The 24,442-nt window shown below is 63.4% G+C and carries 18 protein-coding genes and 1 pseudogene; 11 read left to right on the top strand and 8 right to left on the bottom strand.

Going from position 1 to position 24,442, the window contains the following annotated elements; all coding sequences use genetic code 11:
• Window positions 1–65: 65 nt before the first annotated feature.
• From ACK3SD_RS15960 to ACK3SD_RS15945, 4 genes are all read left to right on the top strand, one after another.
• Window positions 66–620 carry a single-stranded DNA-binding protein gene (locus tag ACK3SD_RS15960; protein WP_137764525.1) on the top strand — a complete coding sequence of 185 codons (555 nt, stop codon included), beginning with the start codon at window positions 66–68 and terminating at the stop codon, window positions 618–620.
• A 323-nt stretch (window positions 621–943) separates the two neighbouring features.
• Window positions 944–2,395, top strand: coding sequence for a hypothetical protein (locus ACK3SD_RS15955; RefSeq protein ID WP_481126127.1), 1,452 nt, complete (start codon window positions 944–946; stop codon window positions 2,393–2,395).
• Between the two features lie 13 nt (window positions 2,396–2,408).
• On the top strand, window positions 2,409–3,464 hold the full coding sequence (locus ACK3SD_RS15950; protein WP_481126126.1) for a type VI secretion protein ImpA: 1,056 nt from the start codon (window positions 2,409–2,411) through the stop codon (window positions 3,462–3,464).
• 127 nt (window positions 3,465–3,591) lie between these two features.
• Window positions 3,592–4,644: a type VI secretion protein ImpA gene (locus ACK3SD_RS15945; protein ID WP_481126125.1), complete on the top strand. Its 1,053-nt coding sequence runs from the start codon at window positions 3,592–3,594 to the stop codon at window positions 4,642–4,644.
• Between the two features lie 175 nt (window positions 4,645–4,819).
• On the opposite strand, the gene gabP is transcribed toward ACK3SD_RS15945, so the two are convergent.
• From gabP to ACK3SD_RS15930, 3 genes are all read right to left on the bottom strand, one after another.
• Window positions 4,820–6,217 (bottom strand): GABA permease, encoded by a 1,398-nt coding sequence (gene gabP / locus ACK3SD_RS15940; RefSeq protein ID WP_481126124.1) that lies wholly within the window; start codon window positions 6,215–6,217, stop codon window positions 4,820–4,822.
• Between the two features lie 124 nt (window positions 6,218–6,341).
• Window positions 6,342–7,793 (bottom strand): NAD-dependent succinate-semialdehyde dehydrogenase, encoded by a 1,452-nt coding sequence (locus ACK3SD_RS15935; RefSeq protein WP_481126123.1) that lies wholly within the window; start codon window positions 7,791–7,793, stop codon window positions 6,342–6,344.
• Window positions 7,794–7,801: 8 nt separating this feature from the next.
• Window positions 7,802–9,073 (bottom strand): 4-aminobutyrate--2-oxoglutarate transaminase, encoded by a 1,272-nt coding sequence (locus ACK3SD_RS15930; RefSeq protein ID WP_481126122.1) that lies wholly within the window; start codon window positions 9,071–9,073, stop codon window positions 7,802–7,804.
• Between the two features lie 115 nt (window positions 9,074–9,188).
• Here ACK3SD_RS15930 and pdxR point away from each other — a divergent pair, with 115 nt between their 5' ends.
• A complete protein-coding gene (gene pdxR / locus ACK3SD_RS15925; RefSeq protein ID WP_481126121.1) occupies window positions 9,189–10,706 on the top strand; it encodes a MocR-like pyridoxine biosynthesis transcription factor PdxR in 1,518 nt (505 codons plus the stop codon).
• Between the two features lie 36 nt (window positions 10,707–10,742).
• Here the strand turns inward: pdxR and copM are convergent, their stop codons facing one another.
• The 3 genes from copM to ACK3SD_RS15910 form a co-directional block, all read right to left on the bottom strand.
• Window positions 10,743–11,123, bottom strand: a complete 381-nt coding sequence (gene copM, locus ACK3SD_RS15920; RefSeq protein WP_481126120.1) for a CopM family metallochaperone — start codon at window positions 11,121–11,123, stop codon at window positions 10,743–10,745.
• On the bottom strand, window positions 11,120–12,388 hold the full coding sequence (locus ACK3SD_RS15915; protein ID WP_481126119.1) for a Gfo/Idh/MocA family protein: 1,269 nt from the start codon (window positions 12,386–12,388) through the stop codon (window positions 11,120–11,122). Before ACK3SD_RS15915 ends, copM begins: the two co-directional genes overlap by 4 nt.
• 166 nt (window positions 12,389–12,554) lie before the next feature.
• Complete coding sequence (locus ACK3SD_RS15910) at window positions 12,555–14,690, bottom strand: putative bifunctional diguanylate cyclase/phosphodiesterase (protein WP_481126118.1); 2,136 nt, start codon at window positions 14,688–14,690, stop codon at window positions 12,555–12,557.
• 507 nt (window positions 14,691–15,197) lie between these two features.
• Here ACK3SD_RS15910 and ACK3SD_RS15905 point away from each other — a divergent pair.
• The gene (locus tag ACK3SD_RS15905) at window positions 15,198–15,872 is read left to right on the top strand and encodes a glutathione S-transferase family protein (RefSeq protein ID WP_481126117.1); all 675 of its coding nucleotides are present in this window, start codon (window positions 15,198–15,200) and stop codon (window positions 15,870–15,872) included.
• On the opposite strand, the gene ACK3SD_RS15900 is transcribed toward ACK3SD_RS15905, so the two are convergent.
• Window positions 15,866–16,021 carry a hypothetical protein gene (locus ACK3SD_RS15900; protein WP_481126116.1) on the bottom strand — a complete coding sequence of 52 codons (156 nt, stop codon included), beginning with the start codon at window positions 16,019–16,021 and terminating at the stop codon, window positions 15,866–15,868. The two genes, ACK3SD_RS15905 and ACK3SD_RS15900, sit on opposite strands and share 7 nt — an antisense overlap.
• Before the next feature lie 479 nt (window positions 16,022–16,500).
• Between ACK3SD_RS15900 and ACK3SD_RS15895 the strand changes: the two genes are divergently transcribed.
• Both ACK3SD_RS15895 and ACK3SD_RS15890 read left to right on the top strand, forming a co-directional pair.
• Window positions 16,501–17,868 carry an NCS2 family permease gene (locus ACK3SD_RS15895; protein ID WP_481126115.1) on the top strand — a complete coding sequence of 456 codons (1,368 nt, stop codon included), beginning with the start codon at window positions 16,501–16,503 and terminating at the stop codon, window positions 17,866–17,868.
• A 188-nt stretch (window positions 17,869–18,056) separates the two neighbouring features.
• Window positions 18,057–19,706, top strand: a complete 1,650-nt coding sequence (locus ACK3SD_RS15890) for a Na+/H+ antiporter (RefSeq protein WP_137764515.1) — start codon at window positions 18,057–18,059, stop codon at window positions 19,704–19,706.
• A gap of 57 nt (window positions 19,707–19,763) precedes the next feature.
• On the opposite strand, the gene ACK3SD_RS15885 is transcribed toward ACK3SD_RS15890, so the two are convergent.
• Complete coding sequence (locus ACK3SD_RS15885) at window positions 19,764–20,822, bottom strand: LacI family DNA-binding transcriptional regulator (protein WP_481126114.1); 1,059 nt, start codon at window positions 20,820–20,822, stop codon at window positions 19,764–19,766.
• Between the two features lie 200 nt (window positions 20,823–21,022).
• Here ACK3SD_RS15885 and ACK3SD_RS15880 point away from each other — a divergent pair, with 200 nt between their 5' ends.
• The 3 genes and pseudogenes from ACK3SD_RS15880 to ACK3SD_RS15870 all read left to right on the top strand — a co-directional run bounded on the left by ACK3SD_RS15880 (window position 21,023) and on the right by ACK3SD_RS15870 (window position 24,437).
• On the top strand, window positions 21,023–22,177 hold the full coding sequence (locus ACK3SD_RS15880; protein ID WP_481127571.1) for a Gfo/Idh/MocA family protein: 1,155 nt from the start codon (window positions 21,023–21,025) through the stop codon (window positions 22,175–22,177).
• A gap of 11 nt (window positions 22,178–22,188) precedes the next feature.
• On the top strand, window positions 22,189–23,373 hold the full coding sequence (locus tag ACK3SD_RS15875; RefSeq protein WP_481126113.1) for a Gfo/Idh/MocA family protein: 1,185 nt from the start codon (window positions 22,189–22,191) through the stop codon (window positions 23,371–23,373).
• Window positions 23,370–24,437 (top strand): annotated as a pseudogene (locus ACK3SD_RS15870) (Gfo/Idh/MocA family protein). The gene ACK3SD_RS15875 and the pseudogene ACK3SD_RS15870 overlap by 4 nt, the downstream one beginning before the upstream one ends.
• Window positions 24,438–24,442 lie beyond the last annotated feature (5 nt).

The following is a 24,442-nucleotide window of genomic DNA, read 5'->3' as shown; positions in this document are numbered from 1 at the left end:
GTAGCGTGCTAAAATGAACGGTTTACTATCTTCAGAAAATTAACTCATCAGGCAGGAGAGTCGACATGGCCAGCAGAGGCGTAAACAAAGTGATTCTTGTCGGGAATCTGGGCCAGGATCCGGAAGTACGTTACATGCCCAATGGTGGCGCTGTGGCGAACTTCACTCTGGCGACATCAGAATCCTGGCGTGACAAAGCCACCGGCGAGCAGAAAGAGAAGACCGAATGGCACCGTGTGGTTCTGTTCGGCAAACTGGCGGAAGTGGCGGGCGAGTACCTGCGCAAAGGCTCTCAGGTGTACATTGAAGGTGCCCTGCAGACCCGTAAATGGGCGGATCAGTCTGGCCAGGATCGTTACACCACTGAAGTGGTCGTGAACGTTGGCGGCACCATGCAGATGCTGGGCGGCCGTCAGGGCGGCGGTGCAGGCGCAGGCGCGCCGATGGGCAACAACAACCAGAACGCCGGCAACAACGGCGGCTGGGGCCAACCGCAGCAGCCGCAGGGCAACAACAACCAGTTCAGCGGCGGCCAGCAGTCCCGCCCGGCCCCGCAGCAGAACAACGCCCCAATGAATAACGAACCGCCGATGGACTTCGACGACGATATTCCGTTCTAAGCATTTGTCCCGCGCAGTACCCACAAAGCCCCGAAAGGGGCTTTGTTGTTTTTGGCTACAGCTCATGTAATGTTTTTTCTCTCACCTTTTATCTATTGCTTGCAATTAATACTTGAGTTTCCTCTATAACGCCCAGTTATTACTAATATTTATCCTTTTCCTTCCTAACAGGTATATGGCTTGAAATATAAGCTTTATTGATTTTGCGCAGCGTGCCTGCGGCCTTTGCCTGCTCACAATATTGCCCCTGAACGTCTTCTGGCCGCCCCACCCCTCGCGGGTGCAGCGCGCCACTTCACTTTTTGTTGGTCAAGGAAAACAGCATGGATAAGGAGCTGCAAAATGCGCTGGCCTTCTACCAGCCGGCACCCGAAGGCTGGTTTGACAGCACGGCCCGGCGGATGGAGGCCGGCGGCGAGTGGATATGGCTGACCCTGCAGGGCGATTTCAATGAGCACCCGACCACCGGGCAGGTGGTGGCCGGTACGCTGATATCGGTTATCCCGCTGGTGGACCAGCTGTGTGACATGCGCGACCTGATAGCCAACAGCCGGAAAATCGAGCAGGAGCGTGACAACCTCTGGGCCTGGGTGGCGCTGGTGCTGACGCTGGTGGGCTGCTTCCCGGTACTGGGCTCGGTGACCAAGGGCGGTATCAAGGTGCTGCTGCTGAGTGCGCGCAAGGGGATGCTGTCAACTGCCGCGCGCGGCGGCCGGGTCGGACAGCGGCTGGATGAGGCGATACAGCTACTCGACCGGTTCCTGGCCATGCCGGCGGTGCGTCAGACGCTGCGAGCCTGCCGCATCGGCAATGTTTATCACTACCTGGAAGACCAGTTACGCCGGCTGATGGCCACCCTCACGCCGGCGGCCCTGCTAAACGTGTTGGACCCGCTGCTGGCCTCGACGCGCGAGATGCTCGGTCTGGTGGCCGAGTGGGGACCGGCCTCCCTGTACCGGCCGGTGCAGGCGCTGGGCGAGCAGCTCATCCGTCTGCGCAGCCAGGCCAACACCATGCTGGCCAAAGCGCTGGCCCCGGCCACGGACTACCTGGAGGCGCTGGCCAACCGCCTGCGCGTGGAGGGGGACAACCTCTACCGCGCCCACGTCGGCAATAACTACCATGTGCTGGGGACCTCCCCCGAGCGCGCCCGGGCCGAGCTTGCCCTGTTGGAGCGCAAGCGGCCTAACTGGGTGGATAAGGGGATTGGCGCCCGTTATCCGGCACTGAGAGAGTTACGCGATGATTATTCAGAAAAAATTGCTGAGGGCTGGCCGGATATCCGCAAGATTGATAACCGCGAACATCCCCTGGATGGGGCGTTTGAAACCTTTGATGATTCACTGCGTGCCTCGGAGCTGCCGCCGGGTACCCGGCTATACCGGGTGGTGGATGCCGGCTCCGGGGATAACAGCATCTGCTGGATGCGGGAGGAGGAGTTCCTGAAACTCACCACCAAAAGCGACTGGCGCCGCCGCTTTGCGGTCTGGAAGAGCTGGAATGAGAACGGTGAGTATCTGGTCTACACCGTGCCACCGCACAGCACCCTGAAGGTCTGGGAGGGGCGCGCTGCCACGCAGATTAATCGCACGGATGAAACCTACTCCCTAGAGGGGGGCGCGGTACAGATTGTGGTCGACCCGGCGCAGCTGAAAAAAGAGTTTGTCAGTGCGCGTCGGCCGACCGGCTGGGGCTATCAGGATGTGCCTGCCGACCCGGTCTACCCCTACCTGGGTTTGCCGTATCTGGAAACCACCCACAAATGGAATGAATAAAAGGAGCCGTAAGATGGCGATACTTCACCCGCTGGAGTGTTATCTACTGGAGCAGTTCAGCTCACCTGAGCACTTTGCCCTGACGCGTGATGCGATTAGCGAGTGGGTCAATGCCCATGAGGCGGCCTATGCGCGCTACCAGCAGGAACTGCCGCTGCGCAGCCGCAAAGATCCGCTGTGGAAACAGGGCGACGTGGTGTGGGGTACCCGCGTGCTGCCCAATATCCGCCCGGACGTGGACCGCTATATTCAGGCTTATATTCTGCGCATCCACCATGATCCGGAAGCTTTTTTTAAAGTCGGACACACGATGAGCGGGAACATCCGGGGTATCCGGGAGTTCTGGGATGGCTGGATGACCGAGGGGGAGCTGATGCGCCTTGGCCGTGCCGAGTATCGGGCCAGCCAATTGGACAATGCGTTGACCAAGACTGTGGATGGCACGTGGCGTGAGGGGGATCTAACCTATTTTCAGGGGGATTTATACCAACTTTCTGATTTACCCAAACGTATTCCCCGTTATGTGCTGGACAACAATGTGCGGATGGAGAAGGGCGGCATCCCGCCGGTGACCGGCATTTATCTACCGGACGTGGCGCTTGCGCCCGCGAGGCTACTCTATCCGGGTCTGGAAAAAGGCAGGCCGATTGTGGCGCGTCAGGGTGTAAGGCGCAGTGACTGGGTAGATGAGGACACCGGAGCACGCGATTATAACTGGGAAGAAACCTGTTGGGCCGAGACGGGCTGGACGCTGATCCGCCGGGTAGAGGGGGAGTACCTCGACGTGCCGCCGGGCGGCTTTTTCCCCAAGTGCACGCCGGAGGAGTTATATAACTGGCCAGCGCGGGAGGCTGACTATCTGAGCCGAGGTAGAGAGTATATCACCGCCTGGACGGGTGAGGCCGCGAGCCATGCCGGGCAGTGGTCCACCTTTACCGGCAATGAGATGCAACATGCCATGCTGGCAGCGGGGGAATCCTTGCCCCCAATCCGCGACAAAGGGAACAGCGCCCTGCGGGCGTGCTGGACGCTGGTCAGCCGCGCAGATGGCGGTTCGGTATTTAAGTAAACCGGCCACCCTTGCCTTCTGACTCTTGGACAGGGCATCTGCCCTGTCCGTGCCTACCGTTACCCCTACCTGGGTTTGCCGTATCTGGAAACCATCCATAAATGGAATGAATAAAAGGAGCCGTAAGATGGCGATACTTCACCCGCTGGAGTGTTATCTACTGGAGCAGTTCAGCTCACCTGAGCACTTTGCCCTGACGCGTGACGCGATTATCGAGTGGGTCAATGCCCATGAGGCGGCCTATGCGCGCTACCAGCAGGAACTGCCGCTGCGCAGCCGCAAAGATCCGCTGTGGAAACAGGGCGACGTGGTGTGGGGCACCCGGGTGCTGCCCAATATCCGCCCGGACGTGGACCGCTATATTCAGGCCTATATTCTGCGCACCCACCATGACCCCAAAGCCTTTAAGATTGGGCACACGATGAGCGGGAACATCCGCGGTATCCGGGAGTTCTGGAATGGCTGGATGACCGAGGAGGAGCTGATGCGCATTGGCCGTGCCCGGACCCGAGCCAGCCAGCTGGACGATGCGTTAACTTGGACGGTGAGTGGCATGTGGTGTGAAGGAGACCTGACCTATTTACAGGGGCGGTTATACAAGTTGTCAGACTTACCCAAACGGATTCCCCGTTATGTGCTGGACAACAATGTGCGGATGGAGAAGGGCGGTATTCCGCCGGTGACGGGCATTTATCTTCCGGATGTGGCGTTTGCGCCCGCGAGGCTACTCTATCCGGGTCTGGAAAAAAGTAGGCCGATTGTGGCACGTCAGGGTGTAAGACGCAGTGACTGGGTGGATGAAGACACTGGAGAGCGTGAATATGCCTGGAAAGAAACCTGCTGGGCCGAAACGGGCTGGACGCTGATCCGTCGGGTGGAGGGGGAGTACCTCGACGTGCCGCCGGGCGGCTTTTTCCCCAAGTGCACGCCGGAGGAGTTATATAACTGGCCAGCGCGGGAGGCTGACTATCTGAGCCGAGGTAGAGAGTATATCACCGCCTGGACGGGTGAGGCCGCGAGCCATGCCGGGCAGTGGTCCACCTTTACCGGCAATGAGATGCAACATGCCATGCTGGCAGCGGGGGAATCCTTGCCCCCAATCCGCGACAAAGAGAACAGCGCCCTGCGGGCGTGCTGGACGCTGGTCAGCCGCGCAGATGGCGGTTCGGTGTTTAAGTAAACCGGCAGCAGGCACTCTGCCTTATAACTGCGGGAGAGAGGGCTGTTATATTGGTTTAAGCGCCTGACATAGGCGCGCTCACACGACAGGCTGCACTGATTTATATCTTTTGAATTAACATTGAAAATGCCGCCAATAAAAAAGCCCCTGTCGGGGCTTTTTTATGTTGTGGGCGTTACCCGACGATCTTCTCCAGTTGCCCGGCGGGGGCGCGCTGGTCGCGTTTTTTGCGGTGCACCCAGAAGGAGCTGAGCACCACGGCGGCGGCGAGGATCAGGGTGGCGAGCACCTGGCCGCGCTGGTCGGGCATAAACAGCATACAGGCCAGCATCACCACGATGAAGGCGATCACCGCCAGCGTGATCCAAGGGTAGCCCCACATGCGGATCGGCATCTGATCGTGACGCATCTTGGTGCGCATCCGCAGCTGGGAGATGGCAATCACCAGATAAACCAGCAGGGCCACGCTGCCCGTGCTGGCGATCAGGAAGTCAAACACGTTCTTCGGCGCGTAGTAGTTGGCAATCACCGTCAGAAAGGCGGCAATGGTGGAGAGCATCACGGCCACGTAGGGGGTCTTCACCCGGTTGGTCTTGCGCGCCAGCGCCGGGGCGTCGCCGCGCTTGCTCAGGGAGAAAAGCATCCGTGAGGCGGTGTAGAGCGCCGAGTTGAGGCAGCTGGTCACCGCCAGCAGGATCACGCAGTCCATGATCAGCTTGGCGTAAGGGATGTGCAGCGACTCCAGCACCGTCTGGTAGGAGCCGAGGGTGGTCAGTCCGTGGCTGTTCCACGGCACCAGTGTGATCACCATGAAGATCGACCCGAGGTAGAAGACCGAAATGCGGCCAATCACCGACCGAGTGGCGCGCACCACGTGCTCCGCCGGGGAGGAGGTCTCGGCGGCGGCGATGGTGACAATCTCGGTGCCCATAAAGGAGAACATGGTGATCAGCACCGCGGCCAGAACGGAGCCGATGCCGTGCGGCATAAAGCCGCCCTGGCTCCACATCAGCGAGAGGCCAGCGTTCTCGGCGGAGGGGATCACGCCGGTCAGCGCCATGCAGCCAATCACGATGAAGGCCAGGATGGCGATCACCTTGGTCAGCGCCAGCCAGAACTCAAACTCGCCATAGTTCTTGACGTTCAACAGGTTGCTGCCGGTTAGGGCAAGGGTGATGAACAGGGAGAAGGTCCACACCGGCACGCTCTCAAACCAGCCGTGCAGGATGCTGGCGGCGACGTTCGCCTCCAGCGGGATCACCAGCACCCAGAACCACCAGTAGAGCCAGCCGATGGTATAGCCGGCCCACTTGCCAATGGCGCGGTCGGCGTAGGTGGAGAAGGAGCCGCTGTCTGGCGAGGCGGCGGCCATCTCGCCGAGCATCCGCATGATCAGCACCACCAGCAGGCCGGCGATGGCATAGGAGATGATGGAGGCCGGGCCGGCGAGGGCAACGGCGCTGCCGGAGCCGACGAACAACCCGGCGCCGATGACGCCGCCGATGGAGAGCATGGTGATGTGCCGGGCGCGTAAGTTGGTGTTCAGGTCACTGGCTGTGGCTGTCTTACTCATAGATGTCCCTTACTTTCCTGTTGGTGCCGGTGGCGCAAACAGGAAAATGTCGTGATGGTGAATGGGTGATAGCCCGCCGTGGCGGCGGCCAGAGTGGCCGGGGCGCGTGGCCCCGGCCCCAGCCTTACTGGCTGATGTCAAAGCAGAGGTACTTCATCTCGAGGTACTCATCCAGCCCGTAGCGCGAGCCTTCACGCCCCAGCCCGGACTGCTTCACGCCGCCGAAGGGCGCGACCTCGTTGGAGATGGCACCGGTGTTGACGCCGACCATGCCGCTCTCCAGCGCCTCGCTGACGCGCCACTGGCGGCTGGCGTCACGGGTGTAGAAGTAGGCGGCCAGCCCGAACTCGCTGTCGTTGGCGTAGCGGATCGCCTCCTCCTCGGTATCGAACGGGATCAGCGCCGCCAGCGGGCCGAAGGTCTCCTCATGGGCGACACGCATCGACGGCGTGACGCCGGTCAGGATGGTCGGCTGGAAGAAAGTGCCGCCCAGCGCGTGCGGCTGGCCGCCGCTCACCACCTCGGCTCCCTGCTGGCAGGCGTCATCAATGTGCAGCTGCACCTTGGCGACCGCCGCCTCATCAATCAGCGGCCCCTGGCTGCTCTCGGCGTCACGGCCATCGCCGACCTTCAACTGCGCGACGGCGGTGGTCAGGTGGCGCACGATCTCCGGGTAGATGCCGCGCTGCACGTAGATGCGGTTGGCGCAGACGCAGGTCTGGCCGCTGTTGCGGAACTTGCTGGCCATGATGCCCTGCACCGCCGCCGCCGGATCGGCGTCATCGAACACCAGGAACGGCGCGTTGCCGCCCAGCTCCAGCGACAGCTTTTTCACCGTCGGCGCGCACTGCGCCATCAGCAGGCGGCCCACCTCGGTCGAGCCGGTGAAGCTCAGCTTGCGGATCACCGGGCTGGCGCACAGGGTCTTGCCGACCGCCACCGCGTCGCCGAGCACATGGATCAGCAGGTCATCCGGCAGCCCGGCGCGGCGCGCCAGATTCTCCAGCGCGAAGGCGGTCAGCGGCGTCTGCTCGGCGGGCTTGACGATCATCGCGCAGCCTGCGGCCAGTGCTGGCGCGGCTTTGCGGGTGATCATCGCCGCCGGGAAGTTCCACGGCGTGATGGCGGCACAGACGCCCACTGGCTGCTTCAGCACCAGCAGGCGTTGGTGTGCCTGCGGCGGGGTGAGCACGTCGCCCTCCACGCGGCGCGCCTCTTCGGCGAACCAGCGGATAAAGGAGGCGGCGTAGCCAATCTCGCCGCGCGCCTCGGCCAGCGGCTTGCCCTGTTCGGCGGTCAGGATGTTGGCCAGCGCCTCGCGCTCGGCCAGAATCGCCTGATACCAGTTGAGCAGGATGTCGGCGCGCGTCTGGGCGGTCTGCTGCTTCCAGCTCTGCTGAGCGCGCTGCGCCCGCTGGATCGCCTCCTCAACGTCGGCGGCGTCGAGCTGTTTGACCCACGCCAGCACCTCGCCGCGCGACGGGTCGGTCACTTCAATAAAGCCAGCCGGAACTGGCTGGCCCGCTTCCGGCTGGCGCACCAGCGGGTGGTCGAGCAGGGGGGATAAGGTGTTCATGGCGGCCCTCACTCAGCGGTCAGTACGTGGCTGAGGATCTCCATCGCCTGCTGGAACTGGGCGTCCGGGATGGTCAGCGGGTAGAGGAAGCGGATGACGTTGCCGTGCTGGCCGCAGGTAAGCAGCAGCAGACCGGCTTCCATCGCGCGTTGCTGGATGGCGGCACACAGCGCCTTCTCCGGCGTGCCGCTCTGCGGATCGCAGAACTCCACCGCGATCATCGACCCCACGCCACGGATGTCCGCGATCGCCGGGTTGCGCGCCTTGGCAAGGTGCAGCACCTCACGCAGGTGCTGGCCGAGGTGCTCGGCACGCTCGCACAGCTTCTCCTCCTGAATCACGTCCAGCACCGCATGGGCGGAGGCGATCGCCAGCGGGTGACCAGCGTAGGTGCCGCCCAGCCCGCCGGGGGCTGGGGCGTCCATCACCTCGGCACGGCCACAGACGCCGGAGAGCGGCAGGCCGCCCGCCAGACTCTTCGCCATGGTGATCAAATCTGCCTTCACCTGCGGGTGGTGCTCCATGGCGAACAGCTTGCCGGTGCGGGCGAAGCCGCTCTGCACCTCGTCAGCGATCATTAGGATGCCGTGCTGGTCGCACAGGGCGCGCAGGCGGGTCATGAACTCGGTCGGGGCAGGGCGGAAACCGCCTTCACCCTGAATCGGTTCCAGCACAATCGCGGCCACCTGCTCCGGCGCGATGTCACAGCTAAAGAGCTGATCGATGCTCGCCATCGCGTCGTCAACGCTGACGCCGTGCTGCTCGCTCGGGTAGCGGGCGTGGAACACGGAGGCTGGCATCGGGCCGAAGTCACGTTTGTAGGGGGCCACTTTGCCGGTCATTGCCATCGTCATCAGGGTGCGGCCGTGGAAGGCGGCGGTGAAGGTGATGACGCCGGAGCGGCCAGTGTGGGCGCGGGCAATCTTCACCGCGTTCTCTACCGCCTCGGCACCGGTGGTGAAGAAGGTGGTCTTGGCTGGCCCCTCAATCGGCGCCAGATCGTTGATGCGTTCAGCCAGCGCGACGTAGCTCTCATAGGGCACCACCTGATAGGCGGTGTGGGTGAAGGCCTGAAGCTGCTTCTCCACGGCGGCCACGATCTTCGGGTGGCGGTGGCCGGTGTTCAGCACGGCAATGCCCGCGGCGAAATCGATCCAGCTGTTGCCCTCTTCGTCCCACAGGGTGGCGTTCTCGGCGCGGTTCACAAACCAGTTACACATAACGCCCACGCCACGCGGGGTGGCGGCATTTTTGCGTTGGTTAAGTTGCTGATGTTTCATGGTGTTCTCCAGGTACAGGCTATGCCGTTTAAATAACGGCCGTCGATATTGTTAATTATTAACAGTCTCTATTAACATCAGGCGAGAGCCACTTTAGGAAAACGGAGGGAGCCAATTGCGTTCTTTACACGCAGATCTGCTTTTACAGCGTTTGCAGCAGACCACCGGCGGGCAGCTGCGGCTGCGCGTCTGCCAGTGCCTGCGCACGGCGATTGCCGATGGCAGCATCCCGCCCGGCAGCCGCCTGCCAGCGACGCGCGATCTGGCGCGGGAGTTGGAGGTATCACGCAATACCGTGCTCTACGCCTATGAGCAGTTGCAGGCGGAGGGCTACTTGCAGGCCAAGACCGGCAGCGGCACAGCGGTGGCAGAGATCCTGCCCGACAGCTACCTGACGGCGGTCGCTGGCCAGAGCTACCATAGCGAGCGCTATGCCAAGGAGGCGCGGCTGTCGAAGCGCGGCGGCACCCTGATGGGCTACGCCAACGCCTCGCCGCACCAGTGGGGGGCCTTTGTGCCGGGCGTGCCGGACGTGCGCGAGTTCCCGCACGCGCTGTTCAGCTCCATCCAGCGCAAGATCAACCGCGATCCGCTGCACCACCACCTCACCTACAGCCATCAGGGCGGCAGCTATGAGCTGCAACAGGCGCTGGTGGAGTACCTGCGCGTCACGCGATCGGTGCAGTGCGACGTGGATCAGATCCTGATCACCGAGGGCACCCATCAGGGGATCGACCTGATCGCCAAGATGCTGTGCGATCCCGGCGATCGCGTCTGGTTCGAGGAGCCGGGCTACTGGGGCGCGCGCAATATCTTGCGCATCAACGGCGCGGAGTTGCAGCCGGTGCCGGTCGATGGGCAGGGGCTGGTGCCGCCCGCGCCGGAGGGCGCGCCGCCCAAGCTGATATTTGTCACGCCGTCGCACCAGTACCCGCTCGGCGCGGTGATGAGCCTGCCGCGTCGCCAGCAGTTGCTGGCGCTGGCGCGGGAGCAAGGGAGCTGGATCATTGAGGATGACTACGACAGCGAGTTCCGCTTCAGCGGCCAGCCCTACCCGGCGTTGCAGGGGCTGGAGCCGGATGCGCCGGTGATCTACCTCGGCACCTTCAGCAAGACGCTCTACCCAGCGTTGCGCATCGGCTACATGGTGTTGCCGAAACCGCTCGCCTCGGCAATGAAGCTGGCGAGCGCGGAGCTGTACCGTGGCGGCCACTTCCTGATCCAGACCGCACTGGCGCAGTTCATGCGCGAGGGTCACTACACCGCCCACATCCGCCGGATGCGGCTGCTCTATGGCCGCCGCCGCGCCTATCTGGTGTCGCTGATCCAGCGCTATCTGGGGCCGGAGTTTTTGCATGAGTATGACCACGATGCCGGGCTGCATCTGGTGCTGGTGCTGCCGAAGGGGTGCGATGACGTGAAGATTGCCGCCCATGCGCTGCGGCGCGGGGTGAAGGTGCGGCCACTGTCGCAGTACTTCATGTGCCGCCAGTCACGGCGGGGGCTGCTGCTCGGTTTTGCCTGCGTGGAGGAGAGCGCGATGCTGCCAGCCTTCAACGTGCTGCGTGACAGCCTGATCAAGGGCGGCCTGACGCTGCCGGGCTGCGCGCCGCCGGAGGCGGGGGACAAGTAGGGGAGGGGCGCGCCAGCGGGTCGGCGCGCCCGGTGGTTAGCGCCCTTGTGACGCCTGTTTGTCGAGCCACTGGCGCATCTGGACGATCTCGACCTGCTGCGCCTTGATCACCGCTTCGGCCATTTTGCGCGCCTCGGCGTTGCGGCCATACTTCAACTGGGTGCGCGCCATCGCGATCGCCCCCTCATGGTGGGCAATCATCCCCTGGATAAACGCGGTGTCCGGGTCGCTGGAGGTGAAGGCTTTCGCCATGTTGTCATGCATGGTAGCCATGCCAGCCTGATACTCCTGCTGGGCGTCGGTGGCGGCCCCACCATGCTCGCCATGCACTGCGTTGCCGCTTGGCGGTGGGGCGGCCAGCGCCATCAGCGGGGCGAGCAGCAGGCCAGCCAGCCAGGGTGCGCGTACTCTCATCATGATGCCTCCTGTGGCGACTGCGCCGCCGTAACATGCACATCGCGCCGCTCCAGCGTCACCGGGCGGCCCTCCTGGGCGGAGCGGTAGAGGGCCTCGATAAAGATCTGGTCCTGCAACCCCTCCTCGCCGGGCGTGCGCGGCGCGCGGTCGTTGCGCACGCAGTCGGCGAAGTGTTCAATTTCCAGCGCAAACTGCGGCCCGGCGCTCAGCTTCAACTCCTCCTGTGACACCGCCTCGCCCTTCAGTTGCGACACTTTCAGGCGCTGGCCGCTGTAGGCATAGGCGTTCTCCAGCTTCACCCAACCCTTCTCCAGCCGGATGGTCATCTCCTTGCCCTCGTGCGCGCCATAGCTGGACGAGCACTGCGCCACCACGCCCGACGGGAAGCGCATCTGGAAGGTGATGGTCTCCTCCACCTCCTCATAGCGCGGGTCGCCGGTCGGGTTGATGGCCTGCGCGTACACCTCAATCGGGTTCTCCGCCAGCATCATGCGCACGCCATTCAGGCAGTAGAGGCCGATATCCGGCAGCGCACCGCCGCCAGCCAGCGCCGCCTTGAAGCGCCACTGGTCATCCGGCCCCATCGACTGTACGTTGGTCGCCTCAATCAGCCGCGGGCGTCCCAATTCGCCAGATTGCACCTGCCGCGCCGCCTCTTTGTTGTAGGCATCAAACTGGCAGCGGTAGGCGATCATGAGCTTCACGCCAGCCTGCTGGCAGGCCTCCACCATCTCCTGCGCCTCCTGCGAGGTGTTGGCCATCGGCTTCTCGCACAGCACATGCTTGCCAGCGCGCGCCGCCGCCAGCACGTGGTCGCGGTGCAGGCCGTTGGGCGTCACGATGTAGACCGCCTCAATCTCCGGGTTGTCAGCCAGTTTGTGCATCTCGTCGTAGCGGTAAATCGCCTCTTCCGGGATGCCATACTGCGCCGCCACGACGCGCGCCTTGTCGGGCTTGCCGGAGACCAGTGCCACTGGCCGGGCATTCTTGCAGCGGTGCAGCGCCGGCAGGATCTGGTTGAGCGTCAGCCGCCCCAGCCCGACCACTGCGATGCCGACGCGCTGCTCCGGCGGCAGCCAGGTGGGCGGCGAAGGCTCCGGCGTGTCCGCCTCCCCCTTCCAGTTGATAAAGGTTACGCTTTCCCCCTCGGCCTTGCCGCTGTCAATCTCGGAGGGTGGCAGGTAAGCCCCCTCGGCGGGCAGGCCGTGGCCGGTGGCGGTCGCGGGGCCGCGATTCTCAAACGGGAAGTTGCTCTCATCGGTCATGCTGGCTCCTCAGTGCGGATGCGGGACTCCTTTCACTATAGACCATCCTCTGATGGCAGCCGGGTAGGGCGGGGGAAAAGGCAGTGAACATGCGGCCAATGGCGGCGAACGGGGGTTATCGGCGGGGAAAAGGGTGCGCCTGCCGGGAGCCGACAGGCGCTGGGGATTATGGTGAAGCGGCGTCCGCTTCGCGGGCGGTAATTTCAGTGGCCGGGATGACGCGGCCGGGCCAGTCGCTGCTGATGCGCTCGGCGATCTGGGCGGGCGTCATTGGGCGGCCCAGCAGGAAGCCTTGCAGGGCGTCGCAGCCGAGCTGGCTAAGGAACGCCTGCTGCTCCGGCGTCTCCACGCCTTCGGCCACTACCTTCAGGTTGAGGGTCTGCCCCAGCGCGATGATCGCCGAGACAATGCTGGCATCCTCATTGTCGATGGTCAGTTCGTTGATGAACGCCCGGTCAATCTTGAGTTCGCTGGCCGGCAGCCGTTTCAGGTAGAGCAGGCTGGAGTAGCCGGTGCCGAAGTCATCAATCGACGCCTTCACCCCCAGCTCGGTCAGCTGGTCGAGGATGGCCACGCTGACATCCGGGTTGCGCATCGCGGTGGTCTCCGTCACCTCCAGCGTCAGCTTGCTTGGCGGGATGTTGTGGCGCTTGATGATGCTGATCACCTTCTCCACCAGATCCGGCTGCTCAAACTGCAACGCCGACAGGTTGACGGCGATGCTCCACTCCTCGTGCCCCTGGCGGTGCCACTCGCTCAGCTGGCGGCACGCCTCGTTCAGCACCCACTCGCCAATCGGCAGGATCAGGCCGGTCTTCTCCGCCAGCGGCAGGAACACGGCCGGACTGAGCATCCCGGTCTCCGGGCGCTCCCAGCGCACCAGCGCCTCAAAGCCGCACACCGGGCCATCCGGCGCGGTGAACTTGGGCTGGTATTGCAGGCGCAGTTCGTCATGCTCAATCGCCAGCCGCAGATCGTGCATCAGTTGCAGCTGCTCCTGCGCATTGGTGTTCATCGACTTCTGGAAGAAGCTGTGGCCGTTGCGGCCGGAGTTTTTGGTGTGGTACATCGCCGCGTCGGCGTTGAGCATCAGTTCGCGCTCGGTGGTGCCGTCGCTCGGGTAGACGGCGATGCCGATACTGATGGAGACCAGCAACTCATAGCGCGAGACGTGGAACGGCTTCTCAATCAGCATCACCAGCTGCGCCGCCAGCGTGGCGGCATCGGCCGGGTCGCTGATCTCCACCAGCACCACAAACTCATCGCCGCCCAGCCGCGCCAGCGTGTCCTGGGTGCCGAGCCGGTCGCGGATGCGCTCGGTGACGGCGATCAGCAGCTGATCGCCGATGTGGTGGCCATAGGCATCATTCACCGCCTTGAAGCCATCCAGATCCATGAACAGCACCGCGAACTGGGTATCCTCATGCTCCGCCTTTTGCAGCGCCTGCTGGATACGATCCTCCAGCAGCAGGCGGTTTGGCAGCTTGGTCAGGTTGTCATGCAGCGCCAGCTGGGTCAGCTCGCGGTTGGCCTGCTCCAGCGACTGCGCCAGCACTGCGGTGCGCGCCTGAAGGCGGGCGTCCAGCACCGACACCACCAGCGTGATGGCCAGCACCGCCAGGGTAACCACAATCACCAGCACCGCCAGCCAGTTGGTGTTTACGCCGCCGTGGCGGTGCATGTGGCTCATCATCTCCGGTGTCATGGAGAAGTTGGCGGCCGCCATGCCGGTGTAGTGCATCCCGACAATGGCGATGCCCATGATGATGGCGGCCAGCGCGCGCAGCAGCTTGACGTTGGAGGTCTGGGTACGCAGCCGGAAGGACATCCAGAGCGCGCCGGCGGAGGCGAGCACCGCAATCACGATGGAGAGCGCCACCCAGCCGAAATGATAGGACATGCCGGGCATCACGTTCATCGCCGCCATGCCGGTGTAGTGCATCCCGGCGATGCCGACCCCCATGATCACCGAGCCAACCAACAGGCGGGAGATGGGCAGGTGCAGATCGGTGACCAGCCAGAGGGCGAAGACCGAGGAGGCGATGGCAATCAGCATCGACAGGCCGGTGATGGTGGGATCGTAACTGATGGCGACCGGCAGGCTGAAGGCCAACATGCCGATGAAGTGCATCGACCAGATGCCGATCCCCATCGCAATCGCGCCGCCGCCAAGCCACCAGTGGGCTGCGGGCTTGTCAGTGGTGGCCACACGACCGGCCATGTCCAGCGCGGTATATGAGGCAAGGATGGCAACGATGAAAGAGAACATCACCAATACATCGTTGTAACTGCTGGCAAGCATAACGTGCTCTCCGAGAGAACCTGAATTGATGGCAATGCGTCCCGGTTATGGCGCCGTTGAAGCGGCAGGACGATCGCCGTAAAAAGCCCTTAACGATTATGTTGGCTTAACAGTCATGCGGCAGGCTAGAGGGCGCGCCTTAATATGTTTAGCATTAATTATGTGTTATTTAAGGCTTATTTAACGATTCTAGCGGCTTTTCCCAGATGGTTAAACTGGCGCGTACGCCACACTCCTAAGCAGGCTAAAAGTTTTAAAAAGAAAAAAATCTTTATCATTAACAGGCAAAGTTTAGATGATATTAGTCGGTTTATTTGGCTTTGTGAGTGACGATGCCAAGCCCGGCTGCCGCCAGACAGGCCGTTGGGGGCCAGGGCGGGGGAAATGCCGGCGGAAAATAGGGCGTGTGGCGGAAAAAAGGCGGCCATTTCAAGGGCGCGCGCCGGCCAGCTGGGGGAATCAGCTATAGTTAATCATTACTGTGGTTAATGACTCAGGAGCGCCCGCATGATCACCCTCCACCACCTGAACAACTCCCGTTCCCAGCGCATTCTCTGGATGCTGGAGGAGCTGGAGGTGCCCTACCAGATTGAGCGTTACCAGCGTGACTCCCACACCATGCTGGCCCCAGAGGCGCTCAAGCGCGTGCATCCGCTCGGCAAATCGCCGGTGCTGACCGACGACGACCTGACGCTGGCGGAATCGGGTGCCATCATCGAATATTTGCAGGAGACCTACGACGCGCAGGGGCTGCTGAAACCTACCGACCACTTTGCCCGCCAGCACTACCGCTACTGGATGCACTACGCCGAAGGCTCACTGATGCCACTGCTGCTGATGAAACTGATCTTCAGCCGGCTCGGCAAACCGCCGGTGCCGCTGCTGGTGCGGCCAGTGGCTGGCGCGATTGGCAAGGGGATGCAGAAGGCCTGGTTCGACAAGCAGATCGCCGTTCACCGCGACTATTTGGAGAAGGCGTTGCAGGAGAACCCGTGGTTCGCCGGGCGTGAGTTCAGCGCGGCGGATATCCAGATGAGTTTCCCGCTGGAGGCGCTGAATTCGCGGGGCGGGCTGGAGGGCGCGCCAGCGCTGGCTGACTGGCTGAAACGGGCGCAAGCGCGGCCCGCCTACCAGCGTGCGCTGGCGCAGGGCGGGCCATACGAACTGGCGGGTGCTCAGTAGGGGCGTGCGGGGGCGTGGGTAAAGTGTCGCCCCAGCGACTGCAACAGGCGGTTGCACAGACGCACGGTCTGGCGGCGCAGGGTCGGGCGTGGCGTATTGCCTTGCGCGGACGTGGCGTCCTGGCGCGAAGGTAGGGTCATCGATTTCATCGTTGCCTCCAGTAAAAAGGGTGGGAGCGCATTTTTTGTGCGCGTCATACAAAAAGGATATGCATAACGATTCACCAGATCAATATTTTTGTGAGACACATCACAAAAATAGTGAAACGGCGTTTTGCTTACCTGCTGTTGCGCAACAAAAACAGAGCGTTTCCCTCCGGCTTCGCCGCTTTTTCCGGCACGTCAGGCTGGTAACGCATCAGGGGGTGCGTGAATGCTGCTTAAATGCGCAATCAGGCAAATTTTGTCATGATATGGAGTTGAAAAAGCCCGCTAGCTGGCTGGATAATCGTTTGCCTTTTATTTATCTCCTATTTTAATAACGTCATGCGGGTTCAGAGTTAAACGTTTGCCTTGTTTTCTGCCTCTCTTTTTTCAGGAAACGCGGCGCCAGGGATGCCACGAAACGGAAACGACTGCGCTAAACCACCCTGCGCCGACACTCCCAGACCACATTCAGAGGACATCATATGTCTAGCAATCACACCCGGACGGGTGGCTCCGTGCAGCCAACAGGCTCACTGGATGCATTTTTCAAAATCAGTGCGCGCGGCAGCAGCGTGCGGCAGGAGATTGTCGCCGGGCTGACCACCTTTTTGGCGATGGTCTACTCCGTGATCGTCGTGCCGGGGATGCTCGGCCAGGCCGGTTTCCCACCGGCGGCCGTGTTCGTCGGCACCTGTCTGGTGGCGGGCATTGGCTCGCTGTTGATGGGGCTGTGGGCCAACCTGCCGATGGCGATCGGTTGTGCCATCTCGCTGACCGCCTTCACCGCCTTCAGTCTGGTGCTCGGCCAGCAGATCACCATTCCGGTGGCGCTGGGCGCGGTGTTCCTGATGGGCGTGCTGTTCACCCTGATCTCTGCCACCGGCATCCGTGCCTGGATCCTGCGTAACCTGCCGATGGGCGTGGCGCACGGCACTGGCATCGGCATCGGCCTGTTCCTGCTGCTGATCGCCGCCAACGGCGTCGGTCTGGTGGTGAAGAACCCGGCCCCCGGCCTGCCGGTGGCGTTGGGCGACTTCACCTCCTTCCCGGTGCTGATGACGCTGGTGGGGCTGGCGGCCACCATTGGCCTTGAGAAGCGCCGGGTGCCGGGCGGCATCCTGCTGGTGATTGTGGTGTTGTCGATCATTGGGCTGATCTTCGATCCGTCGGTGAAGTATTCGGGGCTGTTCGCCATGCCGTCGCTGACCGACGCCAGCGGCCACTCCACCATCTTCAGCCTGGATATTCTGGGCGCGCTGCAACCGGTGGTGCTGCCGAGCGTGCTGGCGCTGGTGATGACCGCGGTGTTTGACGCCACCGGCACCATCCGCGCGGTGGCCGGGCAGGCCAACCTGCTGGACAGCGACGGCCAGATCATCAGCGGCGGCAAGGCGCTGACCTCTGACTCCGTGAGCAGCATCTTCGCCGGGCTGGTGGGTGTCTCGCCAGCGGCGGTCTACATTGAATCGGCAGCGGGTACGGCGGCGGGCGGCAAGACCGGCCTGACCGCGACGGTGGTTGGCCTGCTGTTCCTGCTGATGCTGTTCCTCTCGCCGCTCTCCTATCTGGTGCCGGGCTACGCCACCGCACCGGCGCTGATGTATGTCGGCCTGTTGATGCTGAGCAACGTCACCAAGCTCGACTTTAACGACTTCGTGGACGCGATGGCGGGCCTGCTGTGCGCGGTGTTTATCGTGCTGACCTGCAACATCGTCACTGGCATCATGCTGGGCTTCGGCTCGCTGGTGATTGGCCGGGTGGTGAGTGGCGAGTGGCGCAAGCTGAACGTCGGCACCGTGGTGATCGCCGTGGCGCTGGTGGTGTTTTATGCCGGTGGCTGGGCCATCTGATCCCGCACAATCATCCAGGGGAGCCACGGCTCCCCTTTTTTATGCGGCGAATTTTCCTTGCCGCGCCACATCCCGGCATTGCGCACACGCGGGTTTAACACCTTTTCCAATCTGATCTACTATCACCGCTTGCCTGTGCCGGCCCGTGGGGCCGGTTGATGTTATAACGACAAGAGCCCAAGGAACGCATGGAAATCTTTTTTACAATCCTCATCCTGATCCTGGTGGTGTCACTCTCCGGGGTCGTCACCCGGATGTTGCCCTTCCAGATCCCCCTTCCCCTGATGCAGATCGCCGTTGGCGCGATGCTGGCGTGGCCCAACTTCGGGCTGCACATCGACTTTGACCCGGAACTGTTTTTGGTGCTGTTTATCCCGCCGCTGCTGTTCGCCGATGGCTGGAAAACGCCGATGCGTGAGTTCCTGCACCACGGCCGCGAGGTGCTGGGACTGGCGCTGATGCTGGTGCTGCTGACAGTGGTCGGCATCGGCTACCTGATTCATCTGGTGGTGCCGAACGTGCCGCTGGTGGCGGCCTTCGCGCTGGCGGCGGTGCTGTCACCGACCGATGCGGTGGCGCTCTCCGGCATCGTTGGCAAGGGGCGTATCCCGAAATCGATCATGGGCGTGCTGGAGGGCGAGGCGCTGATGAATGACGCCTCCGGCCTGGTGTCGCTGAAGTTTGCCATTGCGGTGGCGATGGGCACCATGGTGTTCACCGTCTCCGGGGCGACGGTGGAGTTCCTGAAGGTGGCGATTGGCGGCCTGCTGGCGGGCGTCGCCGTTACCTGGCTCTACAGCAAGTCGCTGCGCGTGATGAGCCGCTGGAGCGGTGATGACCCGGCAACCCAGACGGTGTTCCTGCTGCTGCTGCCGTTCGCCTCCTACCTGGTGGCGGAGCACATTGGCGTCTCTGGCATTCTGGCGGCAGTGGCGGCTGGCATGACCATCAGCCAGTCCGGCATTATCCGCAACGCGCCGCTGGCGATGCGCCTGCGCGCCAACGGCGTCTGGTCGATGCTGGAGTTCGTCTTCAACGGCATGGTGTTCCTGATGCTCGGCCTGCAACTGCCGGGCATCCTCGAGACTTCGCTGCTGATGCTGGAGAATGACCCGACCGTGCCAAACTGGCAGCTGTTCGCGGATGTGGCACTGATCTACTTCGCGCTGCTGATGCTGCGCTTCCTGTGGCTGTGGTCGATGAAAAAGCTGAGCAACCGCCTGCTGGCCAAGCGCCCGCTGATGTTCGGCAGCTACACCACCCGCGAGCTGTGGGTCGCCTCCTTCGCCGGGGTGCGTGGGGCGATCACGCTGGCCGGTGTGCTCTCCATCCCGCTGTTCCTGCCGGATGGCTCCGCCTTCCCGTCGCGCTACCAGCTGGTGTTTTTGGCGGTCGGGGTGATCCTGTTCTCGCTGATTGCCGGGGTGATCGCGCTGCCGTTCCTGCTGCGTGGCGTCAAGGTGGCTGACAAGTCGGTCTACAGGGAGGAGGAGCGGATGGCGCGCTCGGTCGCGGCGGAAGTGGCGATTGAGAGCCTGCACAAGATGGAGGAGCGCATCGCCGCCGACACCGAGGAGAACATCGATGAGCAGACGGTGCGCGAGGTGAGCGCCCGGGTGATCGGCAACCTGCGCCGCCGCACCTATGACAAGGACAATCTGGAGAACATGCTGCTGGTGGAGAACCTGGAGCGCCGCTTCCGTCTCAACGCCCTGCGGGCCGAGCGCGCGGAGCTGTACCACCTGCGCGCCACCCAGCGCATCAGCAATGAGACGCTGCAAAAGCTGCTGCATGACCTTGACCTGCTGGAAGCCCTGCTGGTCGAGAAAGAGACCTGACCCACTGGCGCGCCCGCTCTGGGCGCGCCCTTTTCCCCCTGTTTTCCCGCCTGTTCGCTATTTCCCCAGTGCCATCCGCGCCGCATGGCGTGTCGCATACCTGACCGTGCCCGCCTCCAGCAATTTGCCCTGCAACAGCAGGTTGAACACCGGTGCCTGTGGCCGGTGGAGGCGATGCTGCAACAGGTGCACCGCCTCGACGCCCAGTTCGCGGCAGGGCACCACCATGCCGGTGAGCGGCGCGTCCGGCAGGTTCTCCAGATGCCAGGAGAAGTCGGTGGTGATCAGCGAGACGTCATCCGGCACCCGCAGACCATGCCGCGCCAGCACCCGCAGCACGCCGGAGGCCATCGTCATGCAGCCGGGGAAAATGGCCTCTGGCCAGTGGGCCGGCGGGTGGGTGGCCAGCCACGCCTCCAGCGCCTGTTCGGCCTCATCGGCGGAAAAGCCCTCGGTCACAATCAGATCCTGCTGTGGGTCGAAGGGCAGGTGGAAGGCGCGGTAGGCCGCCTGAATGCCATTCAGCCGGGTGTAGAGCGTGCGACGGCGCAGGCAGGTGAGCGTCAGAAGACGCCGGTGGCCGCGCTCCAGCAGATGCCGCGCCGCGTTGAAACCAATCGCGCCGTGGTCGGGGGCAACGGCGTCCAGCGTCATTTCGCGGTCATGGGTGTTGATTAGCACGCAGGGTTTGTTGAGCGCGGCCGCCACCTTGAAGATGGCGTCATCGTCGGTGCCGATGATGATCACCGCATTGATGCGCTTATTACCGGCCTTCTTAAGGAACAGCTCAATGTCCGCGTGCTGCTCCTCCAGCCCGCAGTAGCTGAGGTGGACGTTGTGCGCGGCCAGCGCCTCGGCGATGCCGCGTGTCACCTCAAGGTAGAAGATGTCGCCACGGGCGTTGAAGGTGCGCCCCGGCGCGAACACCGCGATCCCATCAATCAGCAGCCGCCCGCTCGCCAACTCCTCCAATACCCCCAGCTTGCGCGCGCAGTTAACAATTGCCGCGCGCGCCCGTTCGCTGGTGTAAGACTTGCCCGCCAGCACGCGTGACACGGTGCTGACGGAGTAACCGGTCTGGGCGGCAATTTGGTCCATTTTCAGCTTGCCTGGCATGGTGTGACCTCGCTCGCAATAAAGATCTGCAACTATTTTCAGCCACAGTTCGCTGATTTTAAAAGCTAATTTACGCCACCGGCCGGGCCGCCGTTCCACCCTGCGAGCATTCTCACAAATTCCGTTTGTCCTCGCTGGCCCGCTTTCTTATGTTGCCGCTATCCCCCCATTACGTGGAATCAAGGTGAGTTATGGAAGAGATGGAGAAGGTTCGCTTCGGCATCATTGGCATCGGCAATATCGGCACCGTCCACGCCCGCTACCTACTGGCCGGGACGGTCAGCGAGGCCCGGCTGGCCGCCGTCTGCGATAACGATCTTGCCAAACACCCGGCGATCCGCCAGCTGGTCGGCGACGCCATCCCGCTGTTTGACGATGCGGAGGCGATGATCACCAGCGGGCTGATTGACGCGGTGATTGTCGCCACGCCGCACTATGCGCACCCCGGTCTGTCGATGATGGCGATGCGCCACGGCCTCCACACCCTGTGCGAAAAGCCCGCCGGCGTTTACACCGCGCAGGTGCAGGAGATGAACGCCTGCGCCCGCGCCAGCGACGTGGTGTTCGGCATCATGTACAACCAGCGGCCCAACCCGCTCTACCAGAAGGTGAAGGATCTGATCGCCTCGGGCGAGTTGGGCACTTTGCGCCGCTCCACCTGGATCATCACCAACTGGTATCGCTCGCAGAGCTACTACAACTCTGGCGGCTGGCGCGCCACCTGGCGCGGCGAGGGCGGCGGCGTGCTGCTCAACCAAGACCCGCACCAGCTCGACCTCTGGCAGTGGCTGGTGGGAATGCCGGTGCGGCTGCGCGCCTTCTGCCAGTTCGGCAAGCACCGGCAGATTGAGGTGGAGGATGAGGTGACCGCCTACGCCGAGTACGCCAACGGTGCCACCGGCGTCTTCATCACCACCGTGGCGGAGACGCCCGGCACCAACCGGCTGGAGATTGTCGGCGATCGCGGCAAGGTGGTGGTCGAGGAGGGGCGGCTGCGCTACTGGCGGCTGCGCGAGTCGGAAACCGAATTCAATGCCCGCTGGCAGCAGGGCTTTGGCGAGCCGGAGTGCTGGGAGGTCACGATCCCGGTTGCGCCGGAGTGCAGCGACCATCAGGTGATCACCGCCAACTTCTGCGCCGCGGTGCTGCGCGGCGAGCCGCTGATCGCGCCGGGGTTGCAGGGCATCCACGGCCTGACGCTCTCCAACGCCATGCACCTCTCCACCTGGACCGATGACTGGGTGACGCTGCCGCTGGATGAGCAGCTCTACCTGCGGCTGTTGCAGCAGCGCATCGACGCTTCCGTTGACAAGCCCGCCGCCAGCCGCACGCTGGACGCGCGTGGAAGCTGGTAACAGGGGGCCGCATGTTATACGTCGCCATCGTGGGCACCGGCAACATCGCCCACCACCATATCCGCGCCTATCTAGAGTTTCCGCAGCGCTGCACCATCGTGGCGCTGGTGGATATCTACCCGGAGAAGGCGCAGGAGAAGCAGCAGCGCTATGGGCTGGCGCAGGCACAGGTCTTCAGCAGCCATGCAGAGATGCTTGCCGCCGGTATCCGGGTCGATCTGGTGGATGTCTGCACGCCGCCCTACGTCCACGCCGAGATCGCCATCGATGCGCTGCACGCGGGCAAGCACGTGCTGTGTGAAAAACCGATGGCCGCCTCGCTGGAGGAGTGTGACGCGATGATCGCCGCCCAACAGGCCAGCGGCAAGGTGCTGTCGGTGGTGGCGCAGAACCGCTTCACCGACGCCCTCTGGCGGCTGAAGGCGGCGCTGGAGAGTGGGCTGGCCGGCCGGGTCTGCCACGCGCAGGTTGATTCGCTCTGGTGGCGCGGCCACTGCTACTACGACCTGTGGTGGCGCGGCACCTGGGAAAAGGAGGGCGGCGGCTGCACGCTCAACCATGCGGTGCACCACATCGACGCGCTCCAGTGGATGCTGGGCCAGCCGCAGGAGGTGGTGGCGATGATGAGCAACGTCGCCCATGACAATGCGGAGGTCGAGGATCTGAGCGCCGCCATCTTCCACTATCCCAACGGCGCGCTGGCGCAGCTGACCGCTTCGGTGGTGCACCACGGCGAGGAGCAGAAAATCGTGATTCAGGGCGAGCGGGCGCGCCTCTCCGCGCCGTGGTCGGTCTGCGCCAGCGTCAGCGGCGACAATGGCTTCCCGCTGCCGGAGCCAGATCGCCCGCGCGAGGCGCAACTGGAGGCGCTGGCCCGGCAGATCCCACCGCTCACCTGGACGCTGCACACCGGGCAGATTGAGAACCTGCTGACGGCGATTGAGCAAGGCACGCCGCCGCTGGTGGATGGCGAGCAGGGCAAGCGCGCGCTGGCGTTGATCACCGCCATCTACAAATCGGCCATTACCCGCACCGTGGTGGTGCTGCCCATCAGCCGCCACGACGCCTTCTACCGCACCGGCGGCATCAGCGCCCTGGCGCCGCGCTTTTATGAGAAATCCGCCTCGGTCGCCAACTTCAGCGAGGTGGGTGCCATTCCCCTAGGAAAAGACCTGGACAAAGGAGTATCGCCATGAACAACAACGACGGCATGAACTATGCGCCAGCCGGCAAACCGCAGCCGGTGGTCAAGGCGGGCGAGTTTGTGTTTGCCGTCGCCGCGCTCGACCACGGCCACATCTACGGCATGTGCAACGGCCTGCTATAGGCGGGCGCAACGCTGAAGTGGGTCTACGACCCGGATCCGGAGAAGGTGGCGGCGTTTATCCACCGCTACCCGCAGGTGCGGGTGGCTGGCAGCCTAGAGACGCTGCTGGCGGATGAGGAGGTGCGGCTGGTGGCGGGCGCGGCGATGCCCTCGGCACGTTGTGCGCTGGGGCTGAAGGTGATGGTGGCGGGCAAGGACTACTTCACCGACAAGGCCCCGCTCACCACGCTGGAGCAGCTGGCCGACGCGCAGGCGATGGTGGCGAAAACCGGGCGTAAATACGCGGTCTACTACAGCGAGCGGCTCCATGTCGAGAGCGCGGTGTTCGCTGGCCAGCTGGTGCGGCGCGGGGCCATCGGCCAGGTGGTGCAGACGCTCGGCACCGGGCCGCACCGCGAGGGGCAGGGGCGGCCCGCATGGTTCTACGACCGCCGCTACTTTGGCGGCATCCTGTGCGACATCGGCAGCCACCAGATCGAGCAGTTCCTGTTCTACACCGGCAACCACGACGCCACCGTGATCGCCGCCCAGACGCGCAACGTCTCCCACCCTGAGCACCCCTACTTTGAGGATTTCGGCGACGCGATGCTGCGCGGCGAAAATGGCGCGAGCGGCTACTTCCGCTGTGACTGGTTCACCCCGGATGGCCTGCCGACCTGGGGCGATGGCCGGCTCACGTTGCTCGGCACCGAGGGCTACATCGAGATCCGCAAATATATCGACCTGACGCGCGGCGAGCAGGACGTGGTCTATCTGGTGAACCGCGAGGGCGAATTCCGTTACCCGGTGGCCGGGCAGGTCGGCTTCCCCTACTTTGGCGAGCTGATCCGCGACTGCCTGCACCGCACGGAGAACGCCATGACCCAGGCCCACGCCTTCAAGGCGGCGGAGTTGTGCGTGAAAGCGCAGATGCTGGCCAACGCGACGCGCTAGGGAGG

It is taken from the genome of Chimaeribacter sp. YP20170169, from assembly GCF_056739715.1.
This window is presented reverse-complemented; position numbering and strand designations above follow the sequence as displayed.